This is a genomic window from Pseudoalteromonas sp. SG43-7 (assembly GCF_014164295.1).
In the GTDB taxonomy this organism is placed as follows: Bacteria; Pseudomonadota; Gammaproteobacteria; order Enterobacterales; family Alteromonadaceae; genus Pseudoalteromonas; species Pseudoalteromonas rhizosphaerae.
This window is the reverse complement of the sequence record NZ_JACJEY010000004.1, coordinates 1-24,777: the sequence shown is the minus strand read 5'-3', so window position 1 is coordinate 24,777 and position 24,777 is coordinate 1. Positions and strand designations below refer to the sequence as shown.

General features: G+C 39.8%; 24 protein-coding genes and 1 CRISPR repeat array. Of the genes, 11 read left to right on the top strand and 13 right to left on the bottom strand.

The genetic code is table 11. The annotated features are described in order from the left end of the window. The first annotated feature begins 114 nt into the window (after nt 1-114). From H5200_RS02515 to csm6, 8 genes are all read left to right on the top strand, one after another. Nucleotides 115-1,902, top strand: a complete 1,788-nt coding sequence (locus tag H5200_RS02515; protein WP_182760879.1) for a Cas10/Cmr2 second palm domain-containing protein — start codon at nt 115-117, stop codon at nt 1,900-1,902. After that, the gene (locus H5200_RS02510; protein WP_182760878.1) at nt 1,895-2,479 is read left to right on the top strand and encodes an RAMP superfamily CRISPR-associated protein; all 585 of its coding nucleotides are present in this window, start codon (nt 1,895-1,897) and stop codon (nt 2,477-2,479) included. Before H5200_RS02515 ends, H5200_RS02510 begins: the two co-directional genes overlap by 8 nt. Nucleotides 2,480-2,483: 4 nt before the next feature. Then, nucleotides 2,484-4,085, top strand: coding sequence for a hypothetical protein (locus H5200_RS02505; protein WP_182760877.1), 1,602 nt, complete (start codon nt 2,484-2,486; stop codon nt 4,083-4,085). Further along, on the top strand, nt 4,082-5,536 hold the full coding sequence (locus H5200_RS02500) for an RAMP superfamily CRISPR-associated protein (RefSeq protein WP_182760876.1): 1,455 nt from the start codon (nt 4,082-4,084) through the stop codon (nt 5,534-5,536). The genes H5200_RS02505 and H5200_RS02500 overlap by 4 nt, the downstream gene beginning before the upstream one ends. Further along, nucleotides 5,536-6,036: a hypothetical protein gene (locus H5200_RS02495; protein ID WP_182760875.1), complete on the top strand. Its 501-nt coding sequence runs from the start codon at nt 5,536-5,538 to the stop codon at nt 6,034-6,036. Before H5200_RS02500 ends, H5200_RS02495 begins: the two co-directional genes overlap by 1 nt. A gap of 1 nt (nt 6,037) precedes the next feature. Next, complete coding sequence (locus H5200_RS02490; protein WP_182760874.1) at nt 6,038-8,224, top strand: TIGR03986 family CRISPR-associated RAMP protein; 2,187 nt, start codon at nt 6,038-6,040, stop codon at nt 8,222-8,224. Continuing rightward, a complete protein-coding gene (gene cas6, locus H5200_RS02485) occupies nt 8,221-9,102 on the top strand; it encodes a CRISPR system precrRNA processing endoribonuclease RAMP protein Cas6 (RefSeq protein ID WP_182760873.1) in 882 nt (293 codons plus the stop codon). Before H5200_RS02490 ends, cas6 begins: the two co-directional genes overlap by 4 nt. Before the next feature lie 89 nt (nt 9,103-9,191). Further along, nucleotides 9,192-10,508 (top strand): CRISPR-associated ring nuclease Csm6, encoded by a 1,317-nt coding sequence (gene csm6 / locus H5200_RS02480; protein WP_182760872.1) that lies wholly within the window; start codon nt 9,192-9,194, stop codon nt 10,506-10,508. A 97-nt stretch (nt 10,509-10,605) separates the two neighbouring features. Beyond that, a CRISPR array of direct repeats spans nt 10,606-11,575; the repeat unit is 38 nt; unit sequence GTCATAATCCCTTCAGTCAGGGCGTTGTCTGTTTAGAC. Nucleotides 11,576-11,717: 142 nt separating this feature from the next. Here csm6 and cas2 read toward each other — a convergent pair. The 8 genes from cas2 to H5200_RS02440 form a co-directional block, all read right to left on the bottom strand. Further along, nucleotides 11,718-12,014 carry a CRISPR-associated endonuclease Cas2 gene (gene cas2 / locus H5200_RS02475; RefSeq protein ID WP_182760871.1) on the bottom strand — a complete coding sequence of 99 codons (297 nt, stop codon included), beginning with the start codon at nt 12,012-12,014 and terminating at the stop codon, nt 11,718-11,720. Nucleotides 12,015-12,087: 73 nt separating this feature from the next. Continuing rightward, the gene (gene cas1 / locus H5200_RS02470) at nt 12,088-12,885 is read right to left on the bottom strand and encodes a CRISPR-associated endonuclease Cas1 (RefSeq protein WP_182760870.1); all 798 of its coding nucleotides are present in this window, start codon (nt 12,883-12,885) and stop codon (nt 12,088-12,090) included. Between the two features lie 156 nt (nt 12,886-13,041). Then, nucleotides 13,042-14,280 carry a Card1-like endonuclease domain-containing protein gene (locus H5200_RS02465; RefSeq protein ID WP_182760869.1) on the bottom strand — a complete coding sequence of 413 codons (1,239 nt, stop codon included), beginning with the start codon at nt 14,278-14,280 and terminating at the stop codon, nt 13,042-13,044. 71 nt (nt 14,281-14,351) lie between these two features. Next, nucleotides 14,352-15,056 (bottom strand): GTPase family protein, encoded by a 705-nt coding sequence (locus H5200_RS02460; RefSeq protein ID WP_182760868.1) that lies wholly within the window; start codon nt 15,054-15,056, stop codon nt 14,352-14,354. 191 nt (nt 15,057-15,247) lie between these two features. Next, nucleotides 15,248-16,231 carry a GTPase family protein gene (locus H5200_RS02455; protein ID WP_182760867.1) on the bottom strand — a complete coding sequence of 328 codons (984 nt, stop codon included), beginning with the start codon at nt 16,229-16,231 and terminating at the stop codon, nt 15,248-15,250. Between the two features lie 52 nt (nt 16,232-16,283). Further along, nucleotides 16,284-16,790 (bottom strand): hypothetical protein, encoded by a 507-nt coding sequence (locus tag H5200_RS02450; protein ID WP_182760866.1) that lies wholly within the window; start codon nt 16,788-16,790, stop codon nt 16,284-16,286. 161 nt (nt 16,791-16,951) lie between these two features. After that, a protein-coding gene (locus H5200_RS02445) for an IS630 family transposase (RefSeq protein WP_182760865.1) occupies nt 16,952-17,982 on the bottom strand; the annotation gives its coding sequence in 2 pieces (ribosomal slippage) (nt 16,952-17,889 and nt 17,889-17,982; 1,032 coding nt in all). Between the two features lie 312 nt (nt 17,983-18,294). Next, nucleotides 18,295-18,825, bottom strand: coding sequence for a hypothetical protein (locus tag H5200_RS02440; RefSeq protein WP_182760864.1), 531 nt, complete (start codon nt 18,823-18,825; stop codon nt 18,295-18,297). 324 nt (nt 18,826-19,149) lie between these two features. On the opposite strand from H5200_RS02440, the gene H5200_RS02435 reads away from it, so the two are divergent. Beyond that, nucleotides 19,150-20,532, top strand: coding sequence for a hypothetical protein (locus H5200_RS02435; RefSeq protein WP_182760863.1), 1,383 nt, complete (start codon nt 19,150-19,152; stop codon nt 20,530-20,532). Between the two features lie 195 nt (nt 20,533-20,727). Next, nucleotides 20,728-21,384: an inovirus Gp2 family protein gene (locus H5200_RS02430; RefSeq protein ID WP_182760862.1), complete on the top strand. Its 657-nt coding sequence runs from the start codon at nt 20,728-20,730 to the stop codon at nt 21,382-21,384. Between the two features lie 190 nt (nt 21,385-21,574). Here H5200_RS02430 and H5200_RS02425 read toward each other — a convergent pair whose 3' ends face one another. From H5200_RS02425 to radC, 4 genes are read right to left on the bottom strand one after another with little or no spacing between them, the layout of a single operon-like run. Continuing rightward, nucleotides 21,575-21,814 carry a hypothetical protein gene (locus H5200_RS02425; protein ID WP_182760861.1) on the bottom strand — a complete coding sequence of 80 codons (240 nt, stop codon included), beginning with the start codon at nt 21,812-21,814 and terminating at the stop codon, nt 21,575-21,577. 31 nt (nt 21,815-21,845) lie between these two features. Further along, a complete protein-coding gene (locus H5200_RS02420; RefSeq protein ID WP_138595236.1) occupies nt 21,846-22,406 on the bottom strand; it encodes a tyrosine-type recombinase/integrase in 561 nt (186 codons plus the stop codon). A 12-nt stretch (nt 22,407-22,418) separates the two neighbouring features. Beyond that, nucleotides 22,419-22,838 (bottom strand): DUF2787 family protein, encoded by a 420-nt coding sequence (locus H5200_RS02415; protein WP_182760860.1) that lies wholly within the window; start codon nt 22,836-22,838, stop codon nt 22,419-22,421. A 12-nt stretch (nt 22,839-22,850) separates the two neighbouring features. Continuing rightward, nucleotides 22,851-23,324 (bottom strand): DNA repair protein RadC, encoded by a 474-nt coding sequence (radC, locus tag H5200_RS02410; protein WP_182760859.1) that lies wholly within the window; start codon nt 23,322-23,324, stop codon nt 22,851-22,853. A gap of 125 nt (nt 23,325-23,449) precedes the next feature. Between radC and H5200_RS02405 the strand changes: the two genes are divergently transcribed. Beyond that, nucleotides 23,450-23,647 carry an AlpA family transcriptional regulator gene (locus H5200_RS02405; RefSeq protein WP_182760858.1) on the top strand — a complete coding sequence of 66 codons (198 nt, stop codon included), beginning with the start codon at nt 23,450-23,452 and terminating at the stop codon, nt 23,645-23,647. A gap of 35 nt (nt 23,648-23,682) precedes the next feature. Here the strand turns inward: H5200_RS02405 and H5200_RS02400 are convergent, their stop codons facing one another. Further along, the gene (locus H5200_RS02400; RefSeq protein WP_182760857.1) at nt 23,683-24,267 is read right to left on the bottom strand and encodes a hypothetical protein; all 585 of its coding nucleotides are present in this window, start codon (nt 24,265-24,267) and stop codon (nt 23,683-23,685) included. Nucleotides 24,268-24,777: the final 510 nt, after the last annotated feature.

Below are 24,777 nucleotides of genomic sequence, written 5' to 3'. Positions count from 1 at the left end.
TTAAATCATAATTATATAACTTAAAGTTATTAATTATAGAAACGAATGTAACAACTTAAAAATTAAAATACATTTGAGTCGATATTAGGAAAGTAATTTACAAAAGGAGACGTTATGTATATTTATTTATTTGAAGCCAAATCGATACAGTCTTATCTGTTTCAATCTGGCAAGCTAATTGATGTAATAAGCGCCAGTGAGCGCCTTGACCGTTTAATTGACTCCAGCGAATCGAGCGTTCTGCATCATGTACTCACCAGTGCAAAGCTCAACTCTGATCTTCTGGATGAAAATTTACCCAACCATTGCAAGCTTATTCGCTTTATGCGTTGTAAAGGGGGCGCTTTTTACTGTTACGCACAAAAGAAACAGCCACTTCTCGACTTACGCTCGGCATGGACCCTCACCTTACAACAATTATTTCCTTCGATGGAATACACAGATGCTCTAGTTGAAGCAGACCAATTGGCCGATGCCTTAGATAAAGCTCATAGTCAATTAGCAGCGGACCGTAATGTCCCTTCACTCAAATTACCATTAGCCTCTGCGCCATGTCGAGCATTCTCTCGCACTGGACAGGCGAGCGTGTCAATAACAGCTCAAGCCCGCCAAGCCACAACGTCAGATGAAGACATTGATATTGACACAGACCTACATCGTCAAGCTTATCAAACACTTAAGATGCGCAATGCCGCGGCTCTACAAGACAAATTTACCCCAGGTAAATTAAAGGGCACTTTATTTTATCCAATTGATTTAGAAAATGACTTTCAATTTGAGCACAATAACGAACAACTTAATCGTTCACAGTCAGAAGCGATTAAAGATATTGCATTAATTCATATTGATGGCAATGGCCTTGGCATATTGCTAATGGCATTAAAATCAGCATTACAAGGTAGTAATGATGATGATTTCAGAAAAGCGTTTCGTCAGTTTTCCGAAGCACTTAATCAAGCGACCACTGAAGCAGCTCAACAAGCCACGCAGTTTGTTTATGACTGTGCAAAATACTTAAACTATAACGACCCAAAACAACCACGCTTAATGGTTCCAATTCGGCCAATAGTCCTAGGTGGGGATGATATCACCCTACTTTGTCGAGCTGATCTCGCATTAGAATACAGTCAAATATTTTGCAGTGAATTTAAAGTAGCATCACAAAAAGCGCTTGAACCACTGTTTAATAATTACTTGCGCCAAGGTTCATCCGCAACAGAAAAACCAAACCACATACTCGACCACCTAACGGCCAGTGGTGGCATTGTTTATCACAAAGCTGGACACCCTTTTACACATTCACACCACCTTGTAGAAGCACTGTGTAATCATGCTAAAAGGCTCACAAAAAGTGTTAATGAAAACGAGCGACAAGTGGGTCCAGCAACGCTGGCATTTCATCGTCTTTCTAATGCAGTGCATGATGATTTTAACGACATAGTTGAAAATTCGTTGACGTTTACTTTGCGTAAAAAAGAAAGTATGCAAATCGGTCAATCGGCTTATTTTGTTGATGATCAAACCTCACGTCAAGCGCCTTTTAGTTTCGACAAACTAGCACAACTCGTCGAGCTATCGTGCCAAACCGATGCCCCTGTATCTATCGCAAGATGGCGACAAATGGCGACCTGTATTGCACAAGGTGATATTACCGAAGCCGATCGTATTTATCACCGTGGCTGCAGTTTAGCTAACCCTAAAGAGGTTGAAAAACTTAACTTACTTTTAGCCTCATTAACACCTGATGGCTGTGAACAAACCAATTGGTATTGGCACAACAAACAAAAGTCAGATCACAAAAAATATTATTCGATAATCAATGACTTGCTAATTACTCATCATTTTCAAAGCTATGCCAATGCCGAAATAACTCAGCACAAAGAGGAACTTAACCATGGCTAATTTGCAACTGATTTTTAATATTCATAGTGACTGGCACATTGGCTGCGGTAAAGAAGGAGGAGCCTATGCAGATGCCTTATGTCTAAAAGATAATGATGGCCTGCCTTACATTCCTGGGAAATCTTGCAAAGGATTATTAAAAGAAGCCTTCCTACTCGCTTCTCATTCTGGCTGGCTAAAGACATCACAAGTTCAACAATGGTTCGGCCAAGAAAGTAAAGATGGTCAAACTCAGCAAGGCATACTACAAATTTCAAGCGCCCAGTTAACTGCTCAAGAACGCCATTACATTCTTACTAAACAAGCTAGCAAGCATCTTTACCGAGTTTTGCAGTTCACTGCCATTGACGCGACTACTGGCACCGCAAAACCAACCAGCTTGCGTAGTCTTGAAGTTGCCGTACCAATGGCATTAATCGCGCAAATCAGCCTCAACACCACTCATCCTAATTATCACTCACAGACAGCGAACGAGTTTAATGAACTATTACCCGATATTGTCTGCTTAATCAGCGAATTGGGCAATAAACGTCATCGTGGTTTAGGCAAAGTCACTATTTGCGTAAAAGAGGTATAACCTAATGCGTATATATTATTCACTCACCACTTTAGATCCGGTTATTGTTAGTCAATCTACGGCAACCACCAATAACCATGAATGCTTAGACTACATCCCAGGCAGCGCAATATTAGGTGCATTAGCCGCTCGACTTTATACGCAACTTGACGATACAACCAGCTGGCAGATATTTCATTCAGGTGGGGTAAAATTTGGCCCTTGCTACCCAACAATTGATCAACAGCAAGCTTTACCCATTCCCGCTAGCTGGCACTTTCCTAAAGGTCAGGACCCTAGTAAGGATCAAGCACTCAATCAAGTTCAAATATACAACCAAGCCAGTCCACATTTTGTCCGGCAAGATCAGGTGCAATACAAACAATGCCGTGATGGCTACATCAATGCACACACTAAAAAAGCCAATATTAAACAGGGAATGACAGTTAAAACCGCAATTGAGCGTCAAACTGGCATAGCCAAAGAATCATCGCTATTTTCTTTTGCTTACTTAGATGCCAAACAAACCTTTATTGGCTGGATAGAATCAGACAACCCGCAACAGCTAGCAGTCATCCGTGAGCAGCTCAAGGGGCAGTTTACTATCGGGCGTTCACGCAATACTGAATTTGGACGAGTTATGATCAATATCATTGACCAGCCATCTCAATCGCAACCGGAAGTTCATATCGAAACGCTAACCATTTGGTGTTTAAGTGACTGCCAATGCTTCAATCAACAAGGATTAGTGACACTTACTCCCGATCTTACTGATCTCATCTCTACCGCCCAAGGCACATTAAACGCTCAGAAAAGCTTTATTCGTAGTCATAGAGTGCGTCGCTTTAACCAAAAACGACAAGGGCTCGATTCTGAACAATTACTCATCGCCAAAGGCTCCGTCTTGGTGTACAAGCTCAACAAACCATTAACTGTTGAGCAATTAAGTGCCCTACAACAGCAAGGTATGGGGATCAACCAGCAACAAGGTTTAGGTTGGATCAGTGTTAATCCAACATGGGCAAACCAACAACAGCTACAACAAGACGCTATTTTCAAAGCTGTTACCCTACCTAACACTCAGGTTGAAAACTTTAATGATGAGCCAACATCCGTATTAACTAAGTGGCTAGCGGAACGATACTCTCAAACCCAAATCGAAGATAATGTTCAAAACACAGTTCAGAGCTTAATCGCCGAGATAGGCCTTGCCTACCACAATGCTCGCCACTACAACTATATTATTGACCACTATCAAGCCGGCCCATCCGTCAACCAGTGGCGACGGATCAGTAATCAGCTTAGACAGGCCAATCAAGATTGGAAAAACACGCTCTTTGAAGGTGACCATTGCATCTGTAAAGCCAACAATGATCAACTTGGTTGGGGTATTCGCTGGCACAACGGCAAAAAAATGGTCGACTTTGCTGAGTTTTTTAAATTGTTACTTGAAGAAAACCTGACTAAAAACGAAACAGACAAGCAAAAAGCAGATATTGTGCTGGCCTTAGTCAACCGTATAAGTCGTTATGATTTGTCTACCCTATTAGGGCTAAAAAAAGCCGCAAAAGAACTTAATTTTCGCCTAGAGCGCGAGTTTACTCACCATCAGGAGACGGAAAAATGAGTACCATTCATGTCACCAAACTAGTGCTAGAAACACAGAGCCCGATGGCAATCCATTCTGGTGGACGAGAAGAAGGCTTTGATAACCAGCTTGCCCTTGATGCAAGCGGCTTACCCTACATTCCTGCCAGTGCAATTGCTGGCGTGTGGGGTCACTTAATCAGCCAACATCATAATGTGGCTCTAAGAGATAAATGGTTAGGAACAACTAAGCAGAGTTCTAGCTTAGTTATCTCGCACGCGGTGGTTCATAATCAACACAATCAACCTGTGTCATCACTTACTAACATAAAAAGCATTACCAAAGACCCAATTTTAAACCAGCTTGCTTTAGAGCGCCCCCATCATCGCGAACGAGTCGCAATTAATGATCGTGGCGTAGCCAACGATACCGGAAAATTTGATCAAATATTACTCCCCAAAGGCGTTCGATTTAGCCTAACGTTAAAATGGCATTTAAACGAACGCCAAGATCAACAACAACTTAATCACCAAGAGTGGCAACTGTTATTGGCGCTATGGAATGACCGACAGTTCGCATTTGGTAGTAGCACCCGTAATGGCTTTGGTAAGATTAAAGTTATCGCTTGCCAACAAAAAAGCTTTGATTTAAAAGAAGGCGTCAAAACCGCTCGCCAATTTCAAACGTTTTTCACACAAGCAAACATCAGTGGCAACGACCTTCCACCACTAGAGACACAACAGCTAACCTTGTTGGCCAAATTGCCCCTACAAGCCCTAGACAACTGGCGATGCGGTACGGGGAGCGAGCTTATTGATTCACTAACCGCTAACGATACAACAACTCAATCCACCATTGCCGATAAAGCCAGCGGTTCAATTTCATTAATAACTTTCAGCGAGCCACACATTAACTGGGAAGACAACACCGCCACGCTATCGGCACAACGTCCCGTATTATGTGGCAGTAGCATTAAAGGAATTTTAGCCCACCGCATTGCCTATCACTTGCGACGCCACAACCAAGAGTGGGCTCAAACCAAAGCCGAGCAGCCTCACGAAGAGTGGAACAAAATACCCGCAGCCTTAACTGAGCTATTAGGGTATGCTGCAGATAAACCCCAAGAGACTGATGGCAAGTACCAAGCAGGTAAACTATACGTTGATGACGTTGAGCTTGAAGACTATAAAACCATCACTCGTACACACAATAAAATAGATCGGTTTACCGGTGGAGTGCAACAAGGTGCACTCTATTCAGAGCAGTTACTCTATCAACCCAAATTCACCATTACACTTCTGATTGAACGCTCAACGCAGCTATCATCAGAGTTAATCAGTGCCCTACGCGATACTCTCGATGACTTACACGCCGGTTTGTTACCTATGGGAGCTGGCAGTGGACGTGGTAATAGCTTAGTAATACCACAGCCAAATGCACCATGGGAAAATCATTTAACAATGTTAAAGCAGGCAAAGGAACAAGCATAATGAGCCTAAATACTTATTCTATATTGCAATCTCATACACACACAGCACCTGATTTTGTAGGCGTTGAATTACCTACACTGATCCAAAGTAACTTAACTCTCAGCCATGAATACTGCAATTTTGATCAGCTCTGCTCTAAGATACATACTTTTCAACCACAACAAGGCTGGGCAATGTATCGTGACAGCGTCACTATCAGCAGTAACGTACCCAGCAGAAACGACTTAATTGAAGCCGAATACAGCCGAGGTGAAGAGAGTTTACAAATTCGTTTAATCGGGCCTGAGCATTATTCAGTATGCAAGATGGCGATGAATCCAACACCAAACAGCCATATGGTATACAAAGAGCAATCGATATTGGTTCAAAAACACTTTAACGGAGTTAAAGCCATTACTTATCGACTTTGGTACCAACAACATATAAATGGTGAAAACAGTGGCCGCTGGGAAGCATTTGTCCAACAATTTATCGGCTTTAGCCAACAAGAGGAGAAATAATATGACTGATGTTCAAGCACCTTACCGTTTTGTTCCTCTTTCTAAATGGGTTTATATGCCAGATTGGGCGCACCTGATCAGCCATGATGTCCCTCTGAAAGACGGCTACTCTGGTGCACTTAACTATCGCTTAACTAACCATTCCGATTTATGTGTTGGTGGTAGCGTCGATCAAGCTGGTATCTTACGCTTTGCACGGGATGGTAATAATAACCTCACTATTCCCGGCTCAAGCTTAAAAGGCATGATTCGCAATGTACTAGAAATTGCTAGTTTTGGTAAATTCAATGCAGTCGATGATCAGCGCTTCTCATATCGTGACTTTTCTTCTAGTAAAAATCATTACTTGGCTAAAGTGATTGGTACTAACAATGTCATTGCAGGTTGGTTAAAGTTCAACCCCTCAATCAGTCAATGGCAATTAAGAAAATGTCAATTTGCCAAAGTGTCCCACAAAGAGATCAAGCAACAACTTGGCGTCCAGATCAAAAACACCACACCAGCTCAAGAAAAATATCAACAACTACCATTAGCAACCAGCTTAAGTTCCATTATTTCAGGACCCAAAGGCAAACAAAAAAATCGCTGGGCAGAACAACTTAGTGCCGGACAGACAACCGGTAAAGCACAAGGTCACGTTGTTTTTACTCATAATAGAATCAAAGGGAAAGGTGATGCACAGGATTATGAATTCAGTTATTTCTTTTACCAACCAGAAGCTGCACCAAGCTATAACGATTTAGAGCAACAAGTGCAAAGCTTGTTTGCTAACCACGGCGATGAACACGTTAAATACTTACAAGATCATGCGCATCAAGAATTGGGGATACCCGTTTTTGCCCTGATCAAAAAAGACGCGCCATCGCAAGTGGATTCGCTAGGGTTTGCAAAAACGCCTCGGGTGAGTTATAAAAACAGCATCCATGATCTCATAAACCATCTCAACCCAGCTCATTTGGATGAGGCCTATTTTGATATGGCAGAACTGATGTTTGGTACCTTACGAGAGAATGGATTAGGCCTAAAAAGCCGTGTGTTTTTTTCAGATGCCTCACCCTCACAAAAACAGCCATGGGATACCATTTTAAAGCTCGCTGCTCCAACCGTGCTCTCCTCCCCTAAAGCCACTTTCTTGGGGGCATACCTTGAACAAAAGGATGCACAAAAATATGCCACCTATGATCAAGACCGAGCACTGCTAGCAGGATGGAAGCGTTACCCAACACGCAAAGAATATACAACCCATGAACCCAGTAACGGTAACCAATCGGTACAGAACCGTTTTGAACTGCTCCCAAAAGGCCATGATTTTGAAGGTAAAATTGTTTTTCATAATCTCAAAGCGGAAGAGCTAGCGGCGTTAGTTTGGTGCTTAACACTAGCGAATAGTGATATCCACAACCACAGTTTAGGCCATGCCAAACCATTAGGTGCTGGCGCGATCCAGATAAAAATCGACCCACAAACCTCAACCATCAAAGCAAATAATGGCTCTCTCCTAGAAACCATTGACATTGCTAAATGGGTAAACAGGTTTGCCGAACACATGAATCAACGTTTTGAACCCAATGGTAAATGGGAACAATCTCCACAACTAAAATATCTGCTGGCTCTGACTGATAAAGACATCGAGAATGCCAATGAATTTGCTTATCTCAATTTAAAAGATTACCAAAGCATTAAAAATAAAACGGCTTCAATGCCAGACCTTGAATACAATGGCCAAACATTAAGCCGCGAAGATATAGCCAGCTCTGATGTGGATAAGGATGAGAAAACCCATTCAGCATCACTCGCCTTTGCTCAAGGGCGTTTAAGTGCTCTTTTTGATAGTGATAATCACTTTCACCAACAACAGATTGAGGGTAAAGCGCACTATCAACGTCGTATTGAACAGCGCCGAGAAAAAGCACAACTAACTGAGGAAAAACAAGCTATTACCAATGCAGATCTCCCCCCTTATGAAAAATTGCTGCAAATTACTGAGTGGTTAATAAAAAGTCAAGCAGGTTTCACCGCTACCGAGAAAAAAGAGCAAACCAAAGTATTTCGGGAGCAAATTAAAGCGCTAAAAACGTTGGAACTAACGCCAGAGCAGGCTCAAACCCTGTTTGCGAACGTAACTAAGATTGAATTCTGTTCAAAAGAAACCAAAAAAGCAGCCACATTTTTGGAGAAGGTGAAATGACGCCAGCTTTACAGCACGTAATGGCGAATTTCAATTTGCTAAAACTGACGATTACTATTCAGTTACAGCAAGATACCCAATTACCTGCTTTCAAAGGCTCAATGTTGCATGGCTGGTTTGGCCATGCACTTAAAGCGGCAGATGAACACGCCTACTTTATCTGTTATGGTGAACACCATAATCAACAGCCTAAACCTTATGTGATTTGCCCAAGCGATGATCATAAAACGCAGTGGCGTAAAGGCGAATTATATCGGTTTGAACTTTCACTATTTGGACAAGCCACTCAATTGGTCGACTCACTTTTTGTCGCTTTAAAAATAGGTGAAGGCCTAGGTTTTGGCCCGCAACGAACACCCTTTCAAGTCATTAGCATTGCCACTCAAAATCCTTATGGCTTGCAAGCTGGGGCCGCACCTTTAACATTAGCGCAAATGATACTACTGCCAGATACGCCACCATTAATCGATACCGAACGCGAACTGGCGGTGACATTCATCACTCCCACACGCCTCAAGTCACAAGGTAAAGTATGCAAAACACACATACCCGATATACATTTTCTTAACCAGCAAATCCTCAGACGCTTAATCCAATTAACGCGTTTTTGGGTATTAGATGAACCCGTTTTGTTTGATGAGCTATACACCTACCAACCAGCAATACGTCAACTGAAAACCACTAATCACTGTTATTTTGAAGATTGGCAGCGGTTTTCCCATAAAAATCAAGAGCATTTACCCTTTGGGGGCCTAAAAGGCCAAGTCAGTTTTTATGGTGATCTAACCAACCTTATTCCAGTACTTAAAATCGGTGAGTTATTGCACATTGGTGGTAAAACCACCTTTGGCTTAGGTAAATATCAATTGATAACTTAAACTACCTTGACCAATTGGTCGCAATATCCGACGCACCAAACCTTGTTAAAATGTGTTAATCAACGAATAAAAACAAAGGACCACATATTATGAGCACCAAACAACATGTATTACTTGCCGTGTCTGGCATGACACCGCAAATTATCACCGAAACCTTATACGGCATTTATCGTCAAGATCCAACAAAAGTGCCACAACGCATTGAAGTGATCACCACACAAGATGGCCGTGAGCGTTTAATTAATAACTTACTCGGTAAAAATAGCCCGTTGAAACAACTAATTAACGATTATCAGTTACCTAATATTACTTTCACTCCAGAAGACATCAAAGTTCCTGAAGGTGACGATAGCCAACCTCTTAATGATATAAAAAGCGAGCGGGAGCAGGAAATTATCACCGATTTTATTACCGACCACGTGCGTAAGCTAAGTCAAGATCCTAACATCATTATTCATGCGTCACTGGCCGGTGGCCGCAAAACCATGGGCTTTGCACTCGGTTATGCCATGAGCTTATTTGGCCGCCCACAAGATACTTTAAGCCATGTTTTGGTCAGTGAGCCTTACGAAACCATTCCCGATTTTTACTACCCAACGCCAAACACAGTGATGCGCGCCGACCGCGATAAAAAATCTCAACATGATTTAAGTCAAGCACACGTGATGCTGGCAAAAATTCCGCTGGTGTTAATGCGTGAAGAAATGCCCACCAGCTTGATGAATGAACCGAGTGTAAGTTATACCAACACCGTAGCGCGAATTAACCGCGCTAACTCACTGAGCACCGAAAGTGCTACCGTTGAACTAGACTTCACCACCATGAGTATTTGTTGCGATGGCATCACTATTGCGCTGAAGGCTGATTGCTTCGCCTTTTATAGCTGGCTTGCCCAAGACAGTAAAAAATATCCTGGCGAAGGTATTGAACCGCCAAAGCGAGAGATGAAGATGGATGAGCTCGATGAGCGATTCTCAGATTACCTCAAAGCGACGCTCCCCCCCGAAGTGACTATGAATAACAGCTGGACATTAGATGAGCTATTCGAGCAAGCGAATGACGCTGTATACAAGATGATAGAGCACGAGCAGCAACAACAGACTGCATACACTAAAATATCGACTCGCAATAATTGGCTTTTAAAAAGTAATGAAAAGACAGAGTGCCTCTATTCAAATACACAGCCCGATCGCGACCAGCAAGACTTATTTAAAATTCATAAAAACTTATGGGATCGTTTATTAAAAGAAACCAATCAAGCCATTAAAGATGACCTAGGGCCGCGGTTGGCTGAGTACTATCAAATTGTGACCGTAAGTACAGCAAAAGACGAAGATAATGGGCGAACACGCTTTGAATATAAGGGTTTAAAACTAGCAGCAGAGAATATTCACTTAAAGCTTTAAAGGCATAAAGGGTATCTGAAACTAAAAGCAAAGCAGAGTTAACTTACTCTGCTTTTTGTTTTAGTAAGCTCAAAGGCAGGTTCACGGGTCTAGATCCTAAAGTATCCCTTCAGTCAGGGCGTTGTCTGTTTAGACCGTTCTTACATGCATCACAACAGTTAACATTTGAGTCATAATCCCTTCAGTCAGGGCGTTGTCTGTTTAGACACAAATAGTTAAGTTAGAGTTTGACCCGACCAGTCATAATCCCTTCAGTCAGGGCGTTGTCTGTTTAGACTCAGGTGTGATCGGTGGTGCTATTGCCGGCGCTGTCATAATCCCTTCAGTCAGGGCGTTGTCTGTTTAGACAATAGCTGCTAAATAGTTTTTAACCAGGCGTACGTGTCATAATCCCTTCAGTCAGGGCGTTGTCTGTTTAGACTAAACTTATTCATGGAGATCGACAAACTGCTCTCGTCATAATCCCTTCAGTCAGGGCGTTGTCTGTTTAGACAACGACGTGTGCAGTTATCGGTGCAACAGTTGCGTCATAATCCCTTCAGTCAGGGCGTTGTCTGTTTAGACGTTAACTATGATGGATTTACTAGTGGCTTCATGTGTCATAATCCCTTCAGTCAGGGCGTTGTCTGTTTAGACCATCGGTATCATTAATTAACGAATGAACTAATGAGTCATAATCCCTTCAGTCAGGGCGTTGTCTGTTTAGACGTTATTCAAACGTCGTGATTATGAGAAAGCTGAGTCATAATCCCTTCAGTCAGGGCGTTGTCTGTTTAGGCTAAACAGAAAAGACTAAAGGATGACCCAAGCATCGTCATAATCCCTTCAGTCAGGGCGTTGTCTGTTTAGACGAATTACTACTATGAAATTATCATCAATCGTCATGGTCATAATCCCTTCAGTCAGGGCGTTGTCTGTTTAGACAATAAAGGACCGGTCGATAACGTATGGGCTTCGGTCATAATCCCTTCAGTCAGGGCGTTGTCTGTTTAGACCCCTAGAAAAAATTAAAGAAAAAGTAAAACAACTGTCATAATCCCTTCAGTCAGGGCGTTGTCTGTTTAGACAAGTGTTTTTTATAACTCATTGATTTAAATAAAGCAAGCATTGTGAAAAATTATGCATTAAACGGTGAGCACAAACCCCTTATTAATGCATAATCTAAGCCATGATTTTTAACACATCACTCATTTATACTAATTACAACGTTTAATATACAAACCCCTCTAACCTAGGATCGTCATGTATTAAAATTAACGGACTCTCTGGTACGTGATGAAAACTCCCTTCAAGTACATTAAATGGTAAGCACAGTAATTTATCTTCCTGTAAATTTATTAATTCTGTAAGCTGGTGGCATGCTTTTTCGCGCTCACTTCGTGAAAACGCAAATAAATAAAGTGATTTTTGCATTTGCCAACCAAACGTTGCACAATATTTATGTACCTTTCGTAACCGTTTTGGGCATGAAATATCGTAACTAATGATCCATAAAGGCTTAGCCATAAGTGCATTCCCTTTGTAACATGAGACGACAAAGTCGCACCATTTTTCTTAAGCGTGGTTTCCTCTTTTTTTGTCACTTGAACCATGCAGGATAAAATTTTTGTTGACCTGAACGAGTTAAGCGACACCCATATTCTGTTTGCGCAAAATCGTGTTTAGTTAACTTGGCAGTTTGCCACTGTGCAATAATCCACAGTTCTTGCTCTGCCCTGGTCAACTCTTTAATATCTAGCGTTAAACTAGCGCGTCGATAACCGGTGGCGTGGTGTAAACCTAAGGTAAGGTCAAAACCCTCAGCTAATAATGGCGCGGTTAATGCACTGTCCTCTAATGTTGATGTTAAAGAAAGTAGTGCATTGAGTGGATCTTGAGGGGGTTGCCTTTCTCGCCCTGCAAAATCATCGTGTTTAAAACAATAACTCCATGCACGCCAATAAGTTCGGCTCATATGCGCTTCATGCAACATTAAGTTATTTGGCATAGCAACCGGTGGGGGTAATAAGGGCATGGCTAAACGTTTTAATACTCGGTTTTGCCCATGGCGTCGCGCTTCAAGTAGCGCAAACTCCAAACGAGTTCGTATATCCTCACGGGTCACAGCATGATACTGCAATAAACGCAAATTATTAGGGGCTGTGGATGGGTTGATAAGTACAGCGCTGCTTTTATGCCCAAGTATAACTAATTCTTTGCCAAGTTCTGAACATTTTAGTTGTAAGTCTGAGCTTAGGCTGATCCCCCTGCCAACAACGAGTCTTTCAAAACCCGACAAGGGCACTAATCGGGGAGCTTGCTCTGGGTGAGCTATATGGAGTAAATCATTTTGCAATGAAAGTTGGTGATTGGGTGTATCTAGTACTAAAATCGTCATAGGCTTATCTCTGTTGAATAATTAGCCTATATAATAACAATTTTAATGTTGGTAACCTGGTTTCACCAATTGGTAAAGCCTGGTTACCTTACGCTACTGTATATGTAACTTAACTGTGCTGTATTACAAGTACACTATTGCGGTTTTTAATACAAATTAATCCATCTCATTATGAAAATCCTGTAATGCCGCCTTAATTTTAAAGAGGTTACTGGTTTGGCATACTTTAATATGGTTTGTTTTTGCTCGCGCATGCATTGCATCTGTTAATTCAGTTGCACTAATCAATAAATTACGCGCATACAAGCCGCCTAGCTTTGAACCTAGGTTATCTAGTTTATGCATGGTGTCTTGGTTGGTTGAAACATCTTTTTCTTGTTTATTCGCCCCCCAGTTTTGTGCTTTGCATTCTATTGTTAAAAGCTGGTTTTTATGGCGTACTAACACATCAAACTCATTGTTTTTACCCTTTAAAGGACTGTCGTAGTCTGTTGCAAATTTTTGTTCTGCTTTTGCTGCCCATACGCCTTCAACATTCATTGCCACTTCTTCAAAATCACAGGCTAATGCTTGTAAATAAGTGAGTTCTTCTAGCCATAATCCTGCTAAATACCTGCAGGCATCAAAAGAGCAAAACGTTATTTCTTTACTACCTGAACGCCAATCTATTAACTTGGCGTTCGTTAATTTTAAATACACCTCAGCATAAGCGCCATGGGGGGCGCTTGGCATTTCTTGTTTGCTGCTTTCTGGGAAGTGTTTAGCAGCTTCGCTTGCTAAATATTGCAAACTGCTCAACATACCTTTGCATGGGCCTGAAAATTGTTGGCCCAGATACGTTGTCAAATCGGCTCGTTGCTGTAAGTCATTGTCGTTTTCGCTTCCTGTGGACGCTGTCACTGTAAAACCATTGGCTGCTAGTAACTCTTCTAACGTCAGCACCGATTGATAAGGTAATTGAGATCCTACATTTTCATTAAGTACTGAAATCGTTTTATTTTGCGTATCGGTATAGATTATTAGGGCGCTGTTTTCACCTTTTGCGTGGTGTTCATTATGTTGATAAAATGCCAGCGTCATTGCTAAGGCCATTGGTTTAGTGCCACATGTGACGTTAAGAACCCATCGTTTATCAGCGTGGTTGGCTTTTAAGTAGTCTAATAATTTAGCGGCTTGCTTATTTAGTTGATACAGGTTATGGCTGCTTGTTCCAGTTATACTTTCAAGTACAGGTATGTGGCGTTCTGCGTAGATTTCTTTTAACGTTTCGCCTTTTTCTTTGAGTTTATCATCACCAAAAACCAAAACCACACCGCTACAGTTTGAATCAGAGAATGTAGGTATTAAGTTAGGGATAATTTGCTCAGATACTAAATTGATGTGGAGTGTTTTCATTTTCTTCCTTCTTTTTTTTATTAACTTAAGATAACACCAGTACGCTCAAGGCAAACAATTTTAATCGCTATCTACCCTTTAATAGTAGCGTTACTCACCCCGCGTCGCTTTTTGGGAAGTTGCTCTATAATTTGTGCCATAACTTTATCAATATTATAACCAAATTCTGCACTGTAATGGGTCGGTATTCTAACAGTTATCCCTGTAGAGTGCTTTATCCTTTTTTGTACTGACTCTGCTTTTGCAGCAAGCATGGTTAGTAATTCGGGTTCAGGCTCATTACGCTGCGCATCCCAGTAGCGACCTTTCATTAACATGTCGGCTTGATTAATCATAATAATGACTCTTTCAGGCTCTATTGACGGTAAAACAACAGATTCAAGCACATGTAAGCTTGTACCCATATCACGAATACCCCCTTCTAAAATAACAATCACTAGGTCGATAAAACCATACTCTTGCGAAGGGTCTCCTATCTCTGAGCAGGTTTTTTTTAGTTGTTGCGTAATCATATTTTTATGGTGTAAATCGGCCTTTATACAGTCTCCTAACCCTGCGCTATCATGCAATCGAAAGTACTCATTTAAATGAAATGCACTAATAGTTTGCGTTTGCGGCTCTACCCCCTTGCCTACTTTGGCTAATGTTTGTTTTGCAATGGCATTAATGGTGCTGCTTTTCCCACTCCCAGTTGCACCAACTAATAAAATATCCAGAGGTAGTAATAGGTTGTGTTCCTGTATGGTATTTTGTAAACGTTGCATTAATGGGGTCATAAACTTTCCTTTTGTATAAAAGCACCGGTTTAATTTATCTTTGACTTAGGGGTTATTTACTCTTTGTTGCATACATGAGTGATGGTAAGGTTCATGAGCAAGACACGCGCGCTTGAGGCGGTTGCACTACCCCAAGGTGAGTGAATTTCAACCACAAAGATCAGTGGTTTTTTGTAAACACCGAGAAAACATCAGTCAAACAACCCTTTTATAAAGCCAACAGCACCGCCAACAACACCACCAACAACCTTGCCTATTCCACGCCCTTTAGATCCTAAAATAGACTCCCCTATATTTTGACCTAAATCGGCGCCTTTTTCAGCCGCAGAGCAAATAGAGTTCCACAAAGTATTTTTAACTTCTTCCTGATAATTTTTATGGCTGTCATTGGCTTGCCAAACGTCACTATCGCGGTTTATGTCTTGGATAAATACTGCCCGTTTTTCTTTTTTAACATTTTGAATAATATGTAAAAGTAACTTACTCATATTGTAAGGTTGCTGTTGCCCTGACCCATCTTTATAACCTGCGCAATAATAAATAGGTGAAACCTCAACACCAGTGCCTTCTAATATTCGTTTTTTGCTCGACATTACTTTTTCATCCAAAAAGTTTATCAACTCTGGCATAGGTTGATTATTTGTATGATCCCAGTAACGCCCTTTCATGGCCATATCGGCTTGGTTGATTGCCACTAATAATCGGCCTTTATTATCACCAAGGTTAGGAATGATCACGCGGTTAATTAATTCAAACGATGTTCCTAAATCACGACTACTGCCATCTAAAATTACCAACACCAAGTCGATTAACAATTCTCCTTGCTGATTTTTTTGCTGTAGTTTTTCTGTAATATTTTTTGCGTGGCGCAAGTCTGCCTCTTTACTGTCACCCAGACCGGGGCTGTCAAACAGGCTTAGGTTATCGAGTTCAAACTGGCTGATTTGCATAGTTTGTGGATCGACACCTTGACCAACTTTCGCTTTTTCTGTGTTAAACAATGCATTGATAGTTGATGATTTACCACAACCTGTTGCTCCCGTAATTAAAATATTCACCTTAGTTTTTTTGATTTGGTTCATTCTGTTAAACCAATTCTTTTTTTGCGGCTCAGTTAAGCTTTCATCTTGTTGGATAAGTTTTGACAGCTGTTCGGTGAAGTGTACTTTGCTCATATAAAACCCCTAGAAATGTTTATAAACGATTTTAGCGTGTCTAAAAATCGTATTATTTTAAAAATTGCGGTGTACCAACAATCATTTTTGACTTTAGTAAACCACAAACTTCTCTTTGATAATGAAAACCATCGGCAACGTTATCCGAAACCGGTTTACCAAGTAAATCCGATGCTAAACTTGCATGAACAACAAAGTGCTGCCCGCCACAATGCCTTAATACAAAAGCTTCAGCGCGTTCGGATAACTCCATCCAGCAACGAGGTAAATCAGCCTGAATAAGGCGCTTTAACGCTTGACGAGCACGCTTGCCTTGCGAACGACAAGCAGCCATAGCAACGAGTTTCCAGCCACGCTTAGATTTAAATAAAGTAAGGGCAACGACCTCGCCATGGCGAACAACTAAACGCCAACGCTGCGTGTCTTGTATTAACTCGTTTAGCGATTCATAATGCAAGCCACCACTTACTTGAGCATAGCTATCAACGAGTATTGACCATACTTGCGCTGCATAACGTTGCATTTTTTTAGTGTCGCTGATTGTGATAGTTTTCATCATTACGTCTACCTCGTTGATTGGTTAGACGCTATTGTAATGGCATTATTAAGCAGTTGGACTCAGACCAATTGGTGGGGGATCACGCTAGGGATGTGTGTTTCATGTTTTACTTGCATACAAAAATCAATTTTAGCCTTTTATAATAGCAATCTGCATAAAGATTAAACCAGTTTTATCCAATCTCTAAAACACATATCTTTGACCCTTTTAGGAACGGATATAAATTCATTCCAAGCTTGGGAAACTTTCTCTACTATTTCTTCATAATCACTAAAGACCCTATTTGATAAACAATGTTGCCGTATCCAACTCCATACTTGCTCTATTGGGTTTAGCTCTGTGGAATAAGCTGGGAGTTTTATCAACGTTTTATTATTGAATGGCCGGACAGTATCAAAAGTATGCCAACCAGCACCGTCTACGATCACTCCCGCATGACGTCCTGCCTCCGTGGCTTTTGATATTAATTCCATGTGTTGAGTCATGATTTCTTTATTAACAATAAGGCTTATCAGCGCTTCTGTTTTACCATTACTTGGGCATACTGCGCCAAACAAGTAGCTATACTCAAACTGTTGTTGTTTTATTGCGCGAGACCTCGAGCCTGTTTCAGCCCATAAGCGTGTTGTTTGATTTTGCTGACCAAACCATGCTTCATCTTGAAACCACATATCAATGCGATCTAAAGGGAGATGTCCTGGGTGTGAAGGATCGTTTCCACTTGGAACTTTTTTAAAAGCCTCTTGGCTTTCTTTTGACTGCTTTGGGTGCTTAGAACGGCTTGTGATCCAGCTAAACCCAGGCTTCTTGAGCAGTTTGTAAATATGATCGGTGTGATATCTTACATTGAACTGATCATGAATATACTGAGCAATATCTTCCCCCATTAGTCTGCCTCCTTCTGAAGAACGTGCTGACTGTTTTATATAATCTAACAGTGTATTTAGTTGTTCTGAGGTTAATTTAGCTGGACGACCTTTAATCGGTTTGTTGTTCAAGCCAGCAACGCCATTGTTAAGGTAGTTTGAAACCCATTTATTGACACTGCCGCGCGCTGTATTTAGCCGCTTAGCAATATTCGTTCTGTTTTCACCCTCAAGAATAATGAAACAGCAAGCAGGCGTATTCGCTTTCTCGCATTAGGCTCTTTACGTGATAAGGCTAAAAGTTGTTTGGATTCTTCTAAGTTCAATTTAGTAAAAGTAGATAAGTATCGGTGCGCTCATTAGAGCTCATAATTTGACAGATTGATATAAGTTACTAGATAAAGGGGGGCGTATTGATATATAAAATTAGAAGCTTTATTGATAAGCACAAAAAAGGACGCCATGAGGCGTCCTAATATAGAATAATGGCGGGAGGGAGGGATTCTTAAAAGCCTAATAACCCACTGATTAAAAATAAAAATACTGAAAAAGATAAATCCAAGGAATACCGATAGGTATACTAAAAGTTATTTATTTTTAAAAATAACCAAGGCGGCCTAAAGAAAGCTCAGCTTGCCCTACTCCTCCCAAGCATCTAATAATCTAGTAATCTTACCATCAATAGTTGATAAGTTTTCTCTTATAGCTTTTAAGTCAAGGCTATCATCAAAAGCTCTCTGTTTGTGTTTGTAAGGTTCTTGTACTTTTGTATTTTTAGAAATCAGCTTAGGGTTTTTTCTAGCGTAATTTATTAGCTTTTCAATATATTTAGATTGAGATATTTCATCCGCGGCACTTAACGTCTTTAGTTTATCACGCGCTGATTTAGACACCTCGAGCTGAAGTTTACAGACTTTATTAGAGATATTCTTTAAGCCTCTTTCATGGCTTTTCCATGCTTTATAGAGCTTATCAAGACTAACTTTTTGACTATCTTCATTATCACTTATACGTTTTATTTCATCTCTAATAAAGCTATCTAATGTGGCATCTGGAGATTTAAAATAACTACTGTAACTGTCATAGCGGCATGCTAGCCAGTTACGCAAATCTTGATTATCTTCATTGACCCACGTCAAAATTTTCTTGCTAGCAATCCGATCTGTCATTAGTTCTTCCATGTGTTTTACCGTTTGCGGATGTTATCGAAAACAATAATCCAATACCAATTTGTAAGCAACCGCTTTGCGGTCAGAATCTACCTCACCAGATATCTTTTAGATACTAATCAATATCTAAATTAGACTCCCAGCTAGCCACTCAATTAGAGTCTCAATTAGTTTTTTAAAATAAATAAAAAGTCTAAATGAGAGTCTAATTGAGATTTGGTGTCACGCCTTGTTTTTAAAATTACAAAATAACACCCTGTTATTGTATTTATTAATCTATTCTGCTCTACTAGCAGGTATACTCCCCCACACGAAAACAATCAAATGAATGAGTTTTTTACTTTCACATCTAATTTATCTCCATATACAAAGTGGGTGTTAATTCGCTTAATTACAGGGAGAGTAATTGGAGACAAATTATCTAAAGCTGACTTCCTTGAATTAGGTTGCACACACAATAAACTCGTAAAAGTAATAGAAGAACTACAAAAGATTAATACCATTTTAAAACTCGAAGTTGAGAGCTTTAAGCGTGGACGACCAGCACTCTCATACAGTTTTATTTACAATTGCCCTAACAAAATTGATAAATTAATACCTAGTGAAATGCTAACAAAGTTAGAAGGACTCAAACTAAGGGTGCCTATAAAGTTGGTATGGTCTTTCTTTGCATTAAACCAAGATGAGCAGGGGTACATCGAAGGCTTTTCAGTAGCTAAAATAGCTAAAGCATGTGGGTTAAAAGTAACAGAGGTAAAAACAGCTATAGAGGCTCTAAAAGAGAAAAAGATTATCTTTCAAGTAATCAGAGGCTGTACTTTAAAAGCACCTGCAATCACAAAAAACAAAACAATAATAAGTACTTTCAGAAATAAAAATTTAAAGCGTGCGTCTTGCTTCAGAATCATGAGCGATACCCAGCAAAAATTTTTATATCTAGTTATTACTCCTCCACTAACTACTCCTCACTACTTGGCTAGCAGAAAGAATAGAAATTCATTCACAGCAATACTTTTAGATTTTTTGAATAAAGAAAATATTAAAGAAAAAACGCTCTTAAATTTACTTCGTTTTGAAGCAAAAGAATCAAATATCACCACTGATTATTGTCTTTATGAATTAAAGTTCCTAGCACAACAGCCTAGCCATATTTTTAATTATTTTGACCAAATACTATTTAAGTTAGTATCTCAAGGCTTGTCGCATTTACTTAATCACGGTACTAATATTAAGCCCATATGTGAGGAAGACACATTCAATCTTATTTTAAGCCCTGCTAACTATGAATTAGCAACAAACTTGGCAGGTCGTATAAGTTCATATTTGATCACTCATTTATCAAATATACTTATTCACTATATTTTATACGCCTTTTACTCTCATAGAGAGAAAAGAGATGATCTTGCAGATGTTGATCGCTCAAAATACTTAACTTGGATACACTCATTAAATAGCTCAGGGGATAAGGTAGATATTCTGATAATAAAAACACAGATAGTAGTCAAGTTACAAGATAGCAGAACAATTGAAAATTTCGTTTTATCTACAAATTTAGACCTGAGTGCGAAAGTCAAAATTTTAAAAGGGTATTCAGAGTTTAAAGAGCCTAGATCACTTCTAAAAGATGGAGAATACTCTATCTTTCAATGTGTTTATAGTTTATTTGCTCATTTTTATAAGACAGTCATAACTTCAGAGCGATTATGAATACGCTAAACAATATCACAGCAATGCGTTAATGAAATTAGCTATCACAAACTGAGCTGGTTTTGTTAGTGTAAATTTCGGTTTGGTAGTATTTATTAGAGTTACTAGTAACGAAGTCATTACCACGACAAATACCAATTAAAAAACTACGACTCATACACCTGATATGAACTAATACATAACAGGAGAAAGGTAATGAATAACCCAACCCAATACCCAGTAACTACCAACCCTACCTACAAGCAATATCAAACACTCGCTAGAGTAGATCAACCTCTAGTTATTCCCTACTTAAATACTATTGAGAAAGTCATACATGCTGCATGTTCTGTGCATAAGAGAACGTTTGCAGTCAGAATTGATTTAAGGCTACCTGCTTATTCAAATACAATTGATTTAGATAACAATAAAATCATTACACGATTTATTGCTTCTCTTGAGGCGCAGATTAAAGCAGATACAAAACGTAAAGCTCGTGATGGTAAAACCCCACACCCATGTAATATTAGATATATTTGGACTAGAGAGAAAAACGAAGCTCACCATCAGCATTATCATTTTGTACTGTTTTTCAATAAGGACCGGTATCACTGTACGGGTAAAATAAATATAGAAAGTGATAACTTGTTTACTCGAATAGCTAAGGCCTGGGCAAGTGCGTTGACCTTACCAGTAGATGAAACGATGGAATTTGTTCATTTGCCTGATAATGCACACTATTACCTTGACGCTAATAACCCTAATTTTGCTCAAAACTTCCATGCTCTTTATTGTCGAGTAAGTTACTTCGCCAAGCTTAGAACTAAACATTACGGCTTAGGGCAGCGTTGTTTTGGTTATAGTCAGAGGTGATATTCTAATTAAGACCTGTGCTTCTCATAACTTGTTCTAACGCGCTTTTGAGACCTTCAACTAGCTAAATAAGCTCAAACCCTTGGTATATAAAGGCTGGCAAGTTCCCAAAATAGCATTACGAGAAGCGCTATTTACACTACAAAAGCAAAAAAAGAACGCACTGCTAAAATGCGTTCTTTGTTTACTTCTAATCAAATAAACTCGCTACTCCAGCTAATAAGCCACTAGCAACAGCCAATGGCACCGTAACAGGTGCAGATGCAACACCTAAGCCAACTACTAATGCACCAGATACAGCAGCTCCTGCTACAGCACCAGAGCTTACAGCAATGACGGTCCTACTAAGTGAAGGCTCAGAACTGCCGGTTATTTGTTTAGATACTTCATTTCCTACTACACCGCACGTAACGGCTTTTTCTAACGACATAACAAACTTACTCCTATTATATGTAATAAATTTATAGCTCTAACTCTTCAAAGTCTTTATCGATTTCCTCCTGGGTTATGCCGATGTAACGAAGTGTTGTTGCTTCGGAGCTATGGCGAAGCATTTTCATTACACGGGCAATATCTTGGGTTTTATGGTAGAGGTGATAACCTCGCGTTTTTCGCATTGAGTGCGTGCCTAACTTTAAATTAAGCTCTTCACCCACCAACGCAAATGCTCTTGTTACAGCCCTGCGTGATAAAGGCCGTGGTATTGAACTTTTAGCTTGTTGATTTCGATACGATTGAAACAAGTAAACATGATTTGGGTGAGTAATACGTACTTCGTGGATAAACGCCAAAGCTTTTTGATTTAACTTAATTTCTGCAAGCTTGCCTGTTTTACTTTCAAATATAAGTAACCTGTCGTTTTGAATATCTGTAAATTTAACAGACAATAAATCAGATATACGCAATGCCAAGTTCAAACCTATATTCCAAATATCACTCATTTGCTTTGAGCATCGTTTTTCGAGCAAGTAGCTAATTAATTTAACCGTATCAAGGTCCTTAATCGCCTGCACTTCAGCCATAAAAACCTCCCTTTATTCAGTAGTAACCGTAACCTGATAGCAACCGGTATTAAAATAATCAACAAAGTTTGTAATGAACAAAGCTAATAACTCTTTACCTTCCCTAGCATTCAACCAACCAGTCAAAAAGTGATAGACCTGCTTAATGCTAAAACAAACGTCTATTTCTTTTATTAGTTCTGGCTCAAATCGCCCCTGATATGAAAAGTCGGTAATATAAACAAGCTGCCAGCTGGTGGCCTGTTTTTCCAGCCGAACCTCTACAGGATGAAAACCTCCAACTTCAGGACTGTAATCTGGATCTCTAAAGTTGAGTATTATCGCCTTAGCTACCCCTACAAAATCCCTTCCCTCTGTAATTGCATTTACAATCACATCAATAAATGACTCAGGTACATTCAAACCTGCTACTTGTTCTATTTTAATAGCCATAACTTACTTCCTTTAAATTAAGCCATGTTCAGCAAATGAATAACTGGTTTCACCAATGATGATGTGATCAAGTATTGAAACGTCAATTAAGCTAAGTGCTTGCTGTAACTTAGTGGTTATAAGTTTGTCAGCTTGTGAAGGCGTACTAACGCCTGAAGGATGGTTGTGAGCCAAAATAATAGAGGCTGCATTTAGCGCTAATACTTCTTTAACCACTTCTCGTGGGTATACGCTTGCAGCGTTAATAGTCCCCCTAAATAACTCTTTGTATTCAAGTATACGGTTTTGGCTATCCAAGAACAGGACTGCAAATACCTCATGCTCTATTAACGTCAGCTTATGCCTTAAAAACTCTTCACTGTCTTTCGGACATGTTAAAGCCCCATGCCTAAATTGCTTTTGAGCGATTATGTAAGCTGCTGCTTCAAGTATTTGTTCATCACTTACAGGGTGATCAAATTCGTATAGTGACTTGTTATTTTGCATTGTTATGCCCTCTTAATGGTTTATGCAAAATAGTGATGTATATGTTTAACGTTTTTGTTTCGTCCCAGTAAAAAATTACTACCCCCGGAAAGGATATGTACTACTAACCTAACCGGAGAAATCCCATGCGTTTAATCAAATTAAAAGAAGTTTTACATATCACAGGCTTAAGCCGCTCAACTGTTTATCGCTTTATGAGCGCTGGTGGATTTCCAATGAAAGTTGAACTTGGTGGCAACTCAGTAGCCTGGGTAGAAAGTGAAGTTGAAGAATGGATAAGTGAAAAGATTGGCAAAAGGGACACTATAAATACAGCATCTTAAAATGCTACCCCATAGCGGGGTAGCTTTAATAAAGCCTACTGGCTTAATTCATAGCAAAGTCTAAAGCCGGTTTTAACACCTTTGTACTTGCCAGTTGAATCTCGCGGACCAGATGCCCTTAATACATGAGCATCGCCATAAAAAGAGGTTAAACTTGCTGAACGAATACTTATACCTTCCAACAGCCATTCTGCAAAAAAGTTCGAGTCTATAAACTTTAGCTCGTTTTTTTCAAAGCAAGTTAAATTGTCAGGAAAACGCAGTGTTAATGCATCAAAGTCACTCTCACTCATATAAGGTGGATGATTTGGGTATTGCTTGCCGTTAGGTGTATAAAAGGTCATATAGCCACCGCTTTTAAAGCTAGCATTTACCCCTAAGTCGTTATCCCTAACAGCTAAGTACTCGTCGTATGCTAGTAACCTTAGTGGAACGTTTGTTTCTTTTTCTGCCCAGTTTATATATGCTAAAACATCATAAAAGGTACATGTTGCGGCTAGCTTTTGATCCGTCTCACTATTTAATGGGGATAACGAGTCGCCCTTTCTGGTAGCAAAATATTCATGGTTTTTATGTAAAAAATCATTTAGTTCATCTATGGTAATCAGCTCTGAAACCATTAACTCTTTATTTGCTAGCCTAACTTTTTTAAAGCCATATAAGTGCTTATTAGAACTGCGGCTTTCGATAATATAATCACCAGAAGCTTCATAATAACTCTGAAGTATTACAGGTTGTCCAGGGTAATTTTTCGTTAAACCACCATTAGCATAGTAATGTCGCTCTGCTAAGTGACTATCTAATTCACGATTACCTTTATACGCGAAGTATTCCCAACGCTTAAAACGATAGTCTTCAATAAAGCTTGGTATATCAGCTCGCTTTAGGTAATCACCGTATATTTGATGCGTGAAAACTTTATCTCTTTGGTTTTTAATTACAAAGTCATAGTTGCCACTATTGTCAGAAAGGAAAATGAGATTTTCGTTGTAAGGTATTACATTAACCCTAAAGTATCCCCAGAATTAGCCTTTATATATCAATGAACTAATAGTATTAAAAAATGTGGGAAGCGAGGGAACATTCATGGTGTTTTGTGATCTTATGAATCGCTTAAAAACAACAGAGCT

Bases quoted from the DNA above. Each gene is read 5' to 3' on its own strand.
- H5200_RS02515 (WP_182760879.1), top strand. From the start codon at position 115: ATGTATATTTATTTATTTGAAGCCAAATCGATACAGTCTTATCTGTTT.
- H5200_RS02510 (WP_182760878.1), top strand. From the start codon at position 1,895: ATGGCTAATTTGCAACTGATTTTTAATATTCATAGTGACTGGCACATT.
- H5200_RS02505 (WP_182760877.1), top strand. From the start codon at position 2,484: ATGCGTATATATTATTCACTCACCACTTTAGATCCGGTTATTGTTAGT.
- H5200_RS02500 (WP_182760876.1), top strand. From the start codon at position 4,082: ATGAGTACCATTCATGTCACCAAACTAGTGCTAGAAACACAGAGCCCG.
- H5200_RS02495 (WP_182760875.1), top strand. From the start codon at position 5,536: ATGAGCCTAAATACTTATTCTATATTGCAATCTCATACACACACAGCA.
- H5200_RS02490 (WP_182760874.1), top strand. From the start codon at position 6,038: ATGACTGATGTTCAAGCACCTTACCGTTTTGTTCCTCTTTCTAAATGG.
- cas6 (WP_182760873.1), top strand. From the start codon at position 8,221: ATGACGCCAGCTTTACAGCACGTAATGGCGAATTTCAATTTGCTAAAA.
- csm6 (WP_182760872.1), top strand. From the start codon at position 9,192: ATGAGCACCAAACAACATGTATTACTTGCCGTGTCTGGCATGACACCG.
- cas2 (WP_182760871.1), bottom strand. From the start codon at position 12,014: ATGGCTAAGCCTTTATGGATCATTAGTTACGATATTTCATGCCCAAAA.
- cas1 (WP_182760870.1), bottom strand. From the start codon at position 12,885: ATGACGATTTTAGTACTAGATACACCCAATCACCAACTTTCATTGCAA.
- H5200_RS02465 (WP_182760869.1), bottom strand. From the start codon at position 14,280: ATGAAAACACTCCACATCAATTTAGTATCTGAGCAAATTATCCCTAAC.
- H5200_RS02460 (WP_182760868.1), bottom strand. From the start codon at position 15,056: ATGACCCCATTAATGCAACGTTTACAAAATACCATACAGGAACACAAC.
- H5200_RS02455 (WP_182760867.1), bottom strand. From the start codon at position 16,231: ATGAGCAAAGTACACTTCACCGAACAGCTGTCAAAACTTATCCAACAA.
- H5200_RS02450 (WP_182760866.1), bottom strand. From the start codon at position 16,790: ATGATGAAAACTATCACAATCAGCGACACTAAAAAAATGCAACGTTAT.
- H5200_RS02440 (WP_182760864.1), bottom strand. From the start codon at position 18,825: ATGACAGATCGGATTGCTAGCAAGAAAATTTTGACGTGGGTCAATGAA.
- H5200_RS02435 (WP_182760863.1), top strand. From the start codon at position 19,150: ATGAATGAGTTTTTTACTTTCACATCTAATTTATCTCCATATACAAAG.
- H5200_RS02430 (WP_182760862.1), top strand. From the start codon at position 20,728: ATGAATAACCCAACCCAATACCCAGTAACTACCAACCCTACCTACAAG.
- H5200_RS02425 (WP_182760861.1), bottom strand. From the start codon at position 21,814: ATGTCGTTAGAAAAAGCCGTTACGTGCGGTGTAGTAGGAAATGAAGTA.
- H5200_RS02420 (WP_138595236.1), bottom strand. From the start codon at position 22,406: ATGGCTGAAGTGCAGGCGATTAAGGACCTTGATACGGTTAAATTAATT.
- H5200_RS02415 (WP_182760860.1), bottom strand. From the start codon at position 22,838: ATGGCTATTAAAATAGAACAAGTAGCAGGTTTGAATGTACCTGAGTCA.
- radC (WP_182760859.1), bottom strand. From the start codon at position 23,324: ATGCAAAATAACAAGTCACTATACGAATTTGATCACCCTGTAAGTGAT.
- H5200_RS02405 (WP_182760858.1), top strand. From the start codon at position 23,450: ATGCGTTTAATCAAATTAAAAGAAGTTTTACATATCACAGGCTTAAGC.
- H5200_RS02400 (WP_182760857.1), bottom strand. From the start codon at position 24,267: ATGGTTTCAGAGCTGATTACCATAGATGAACTAAATGATTTTTTACAT.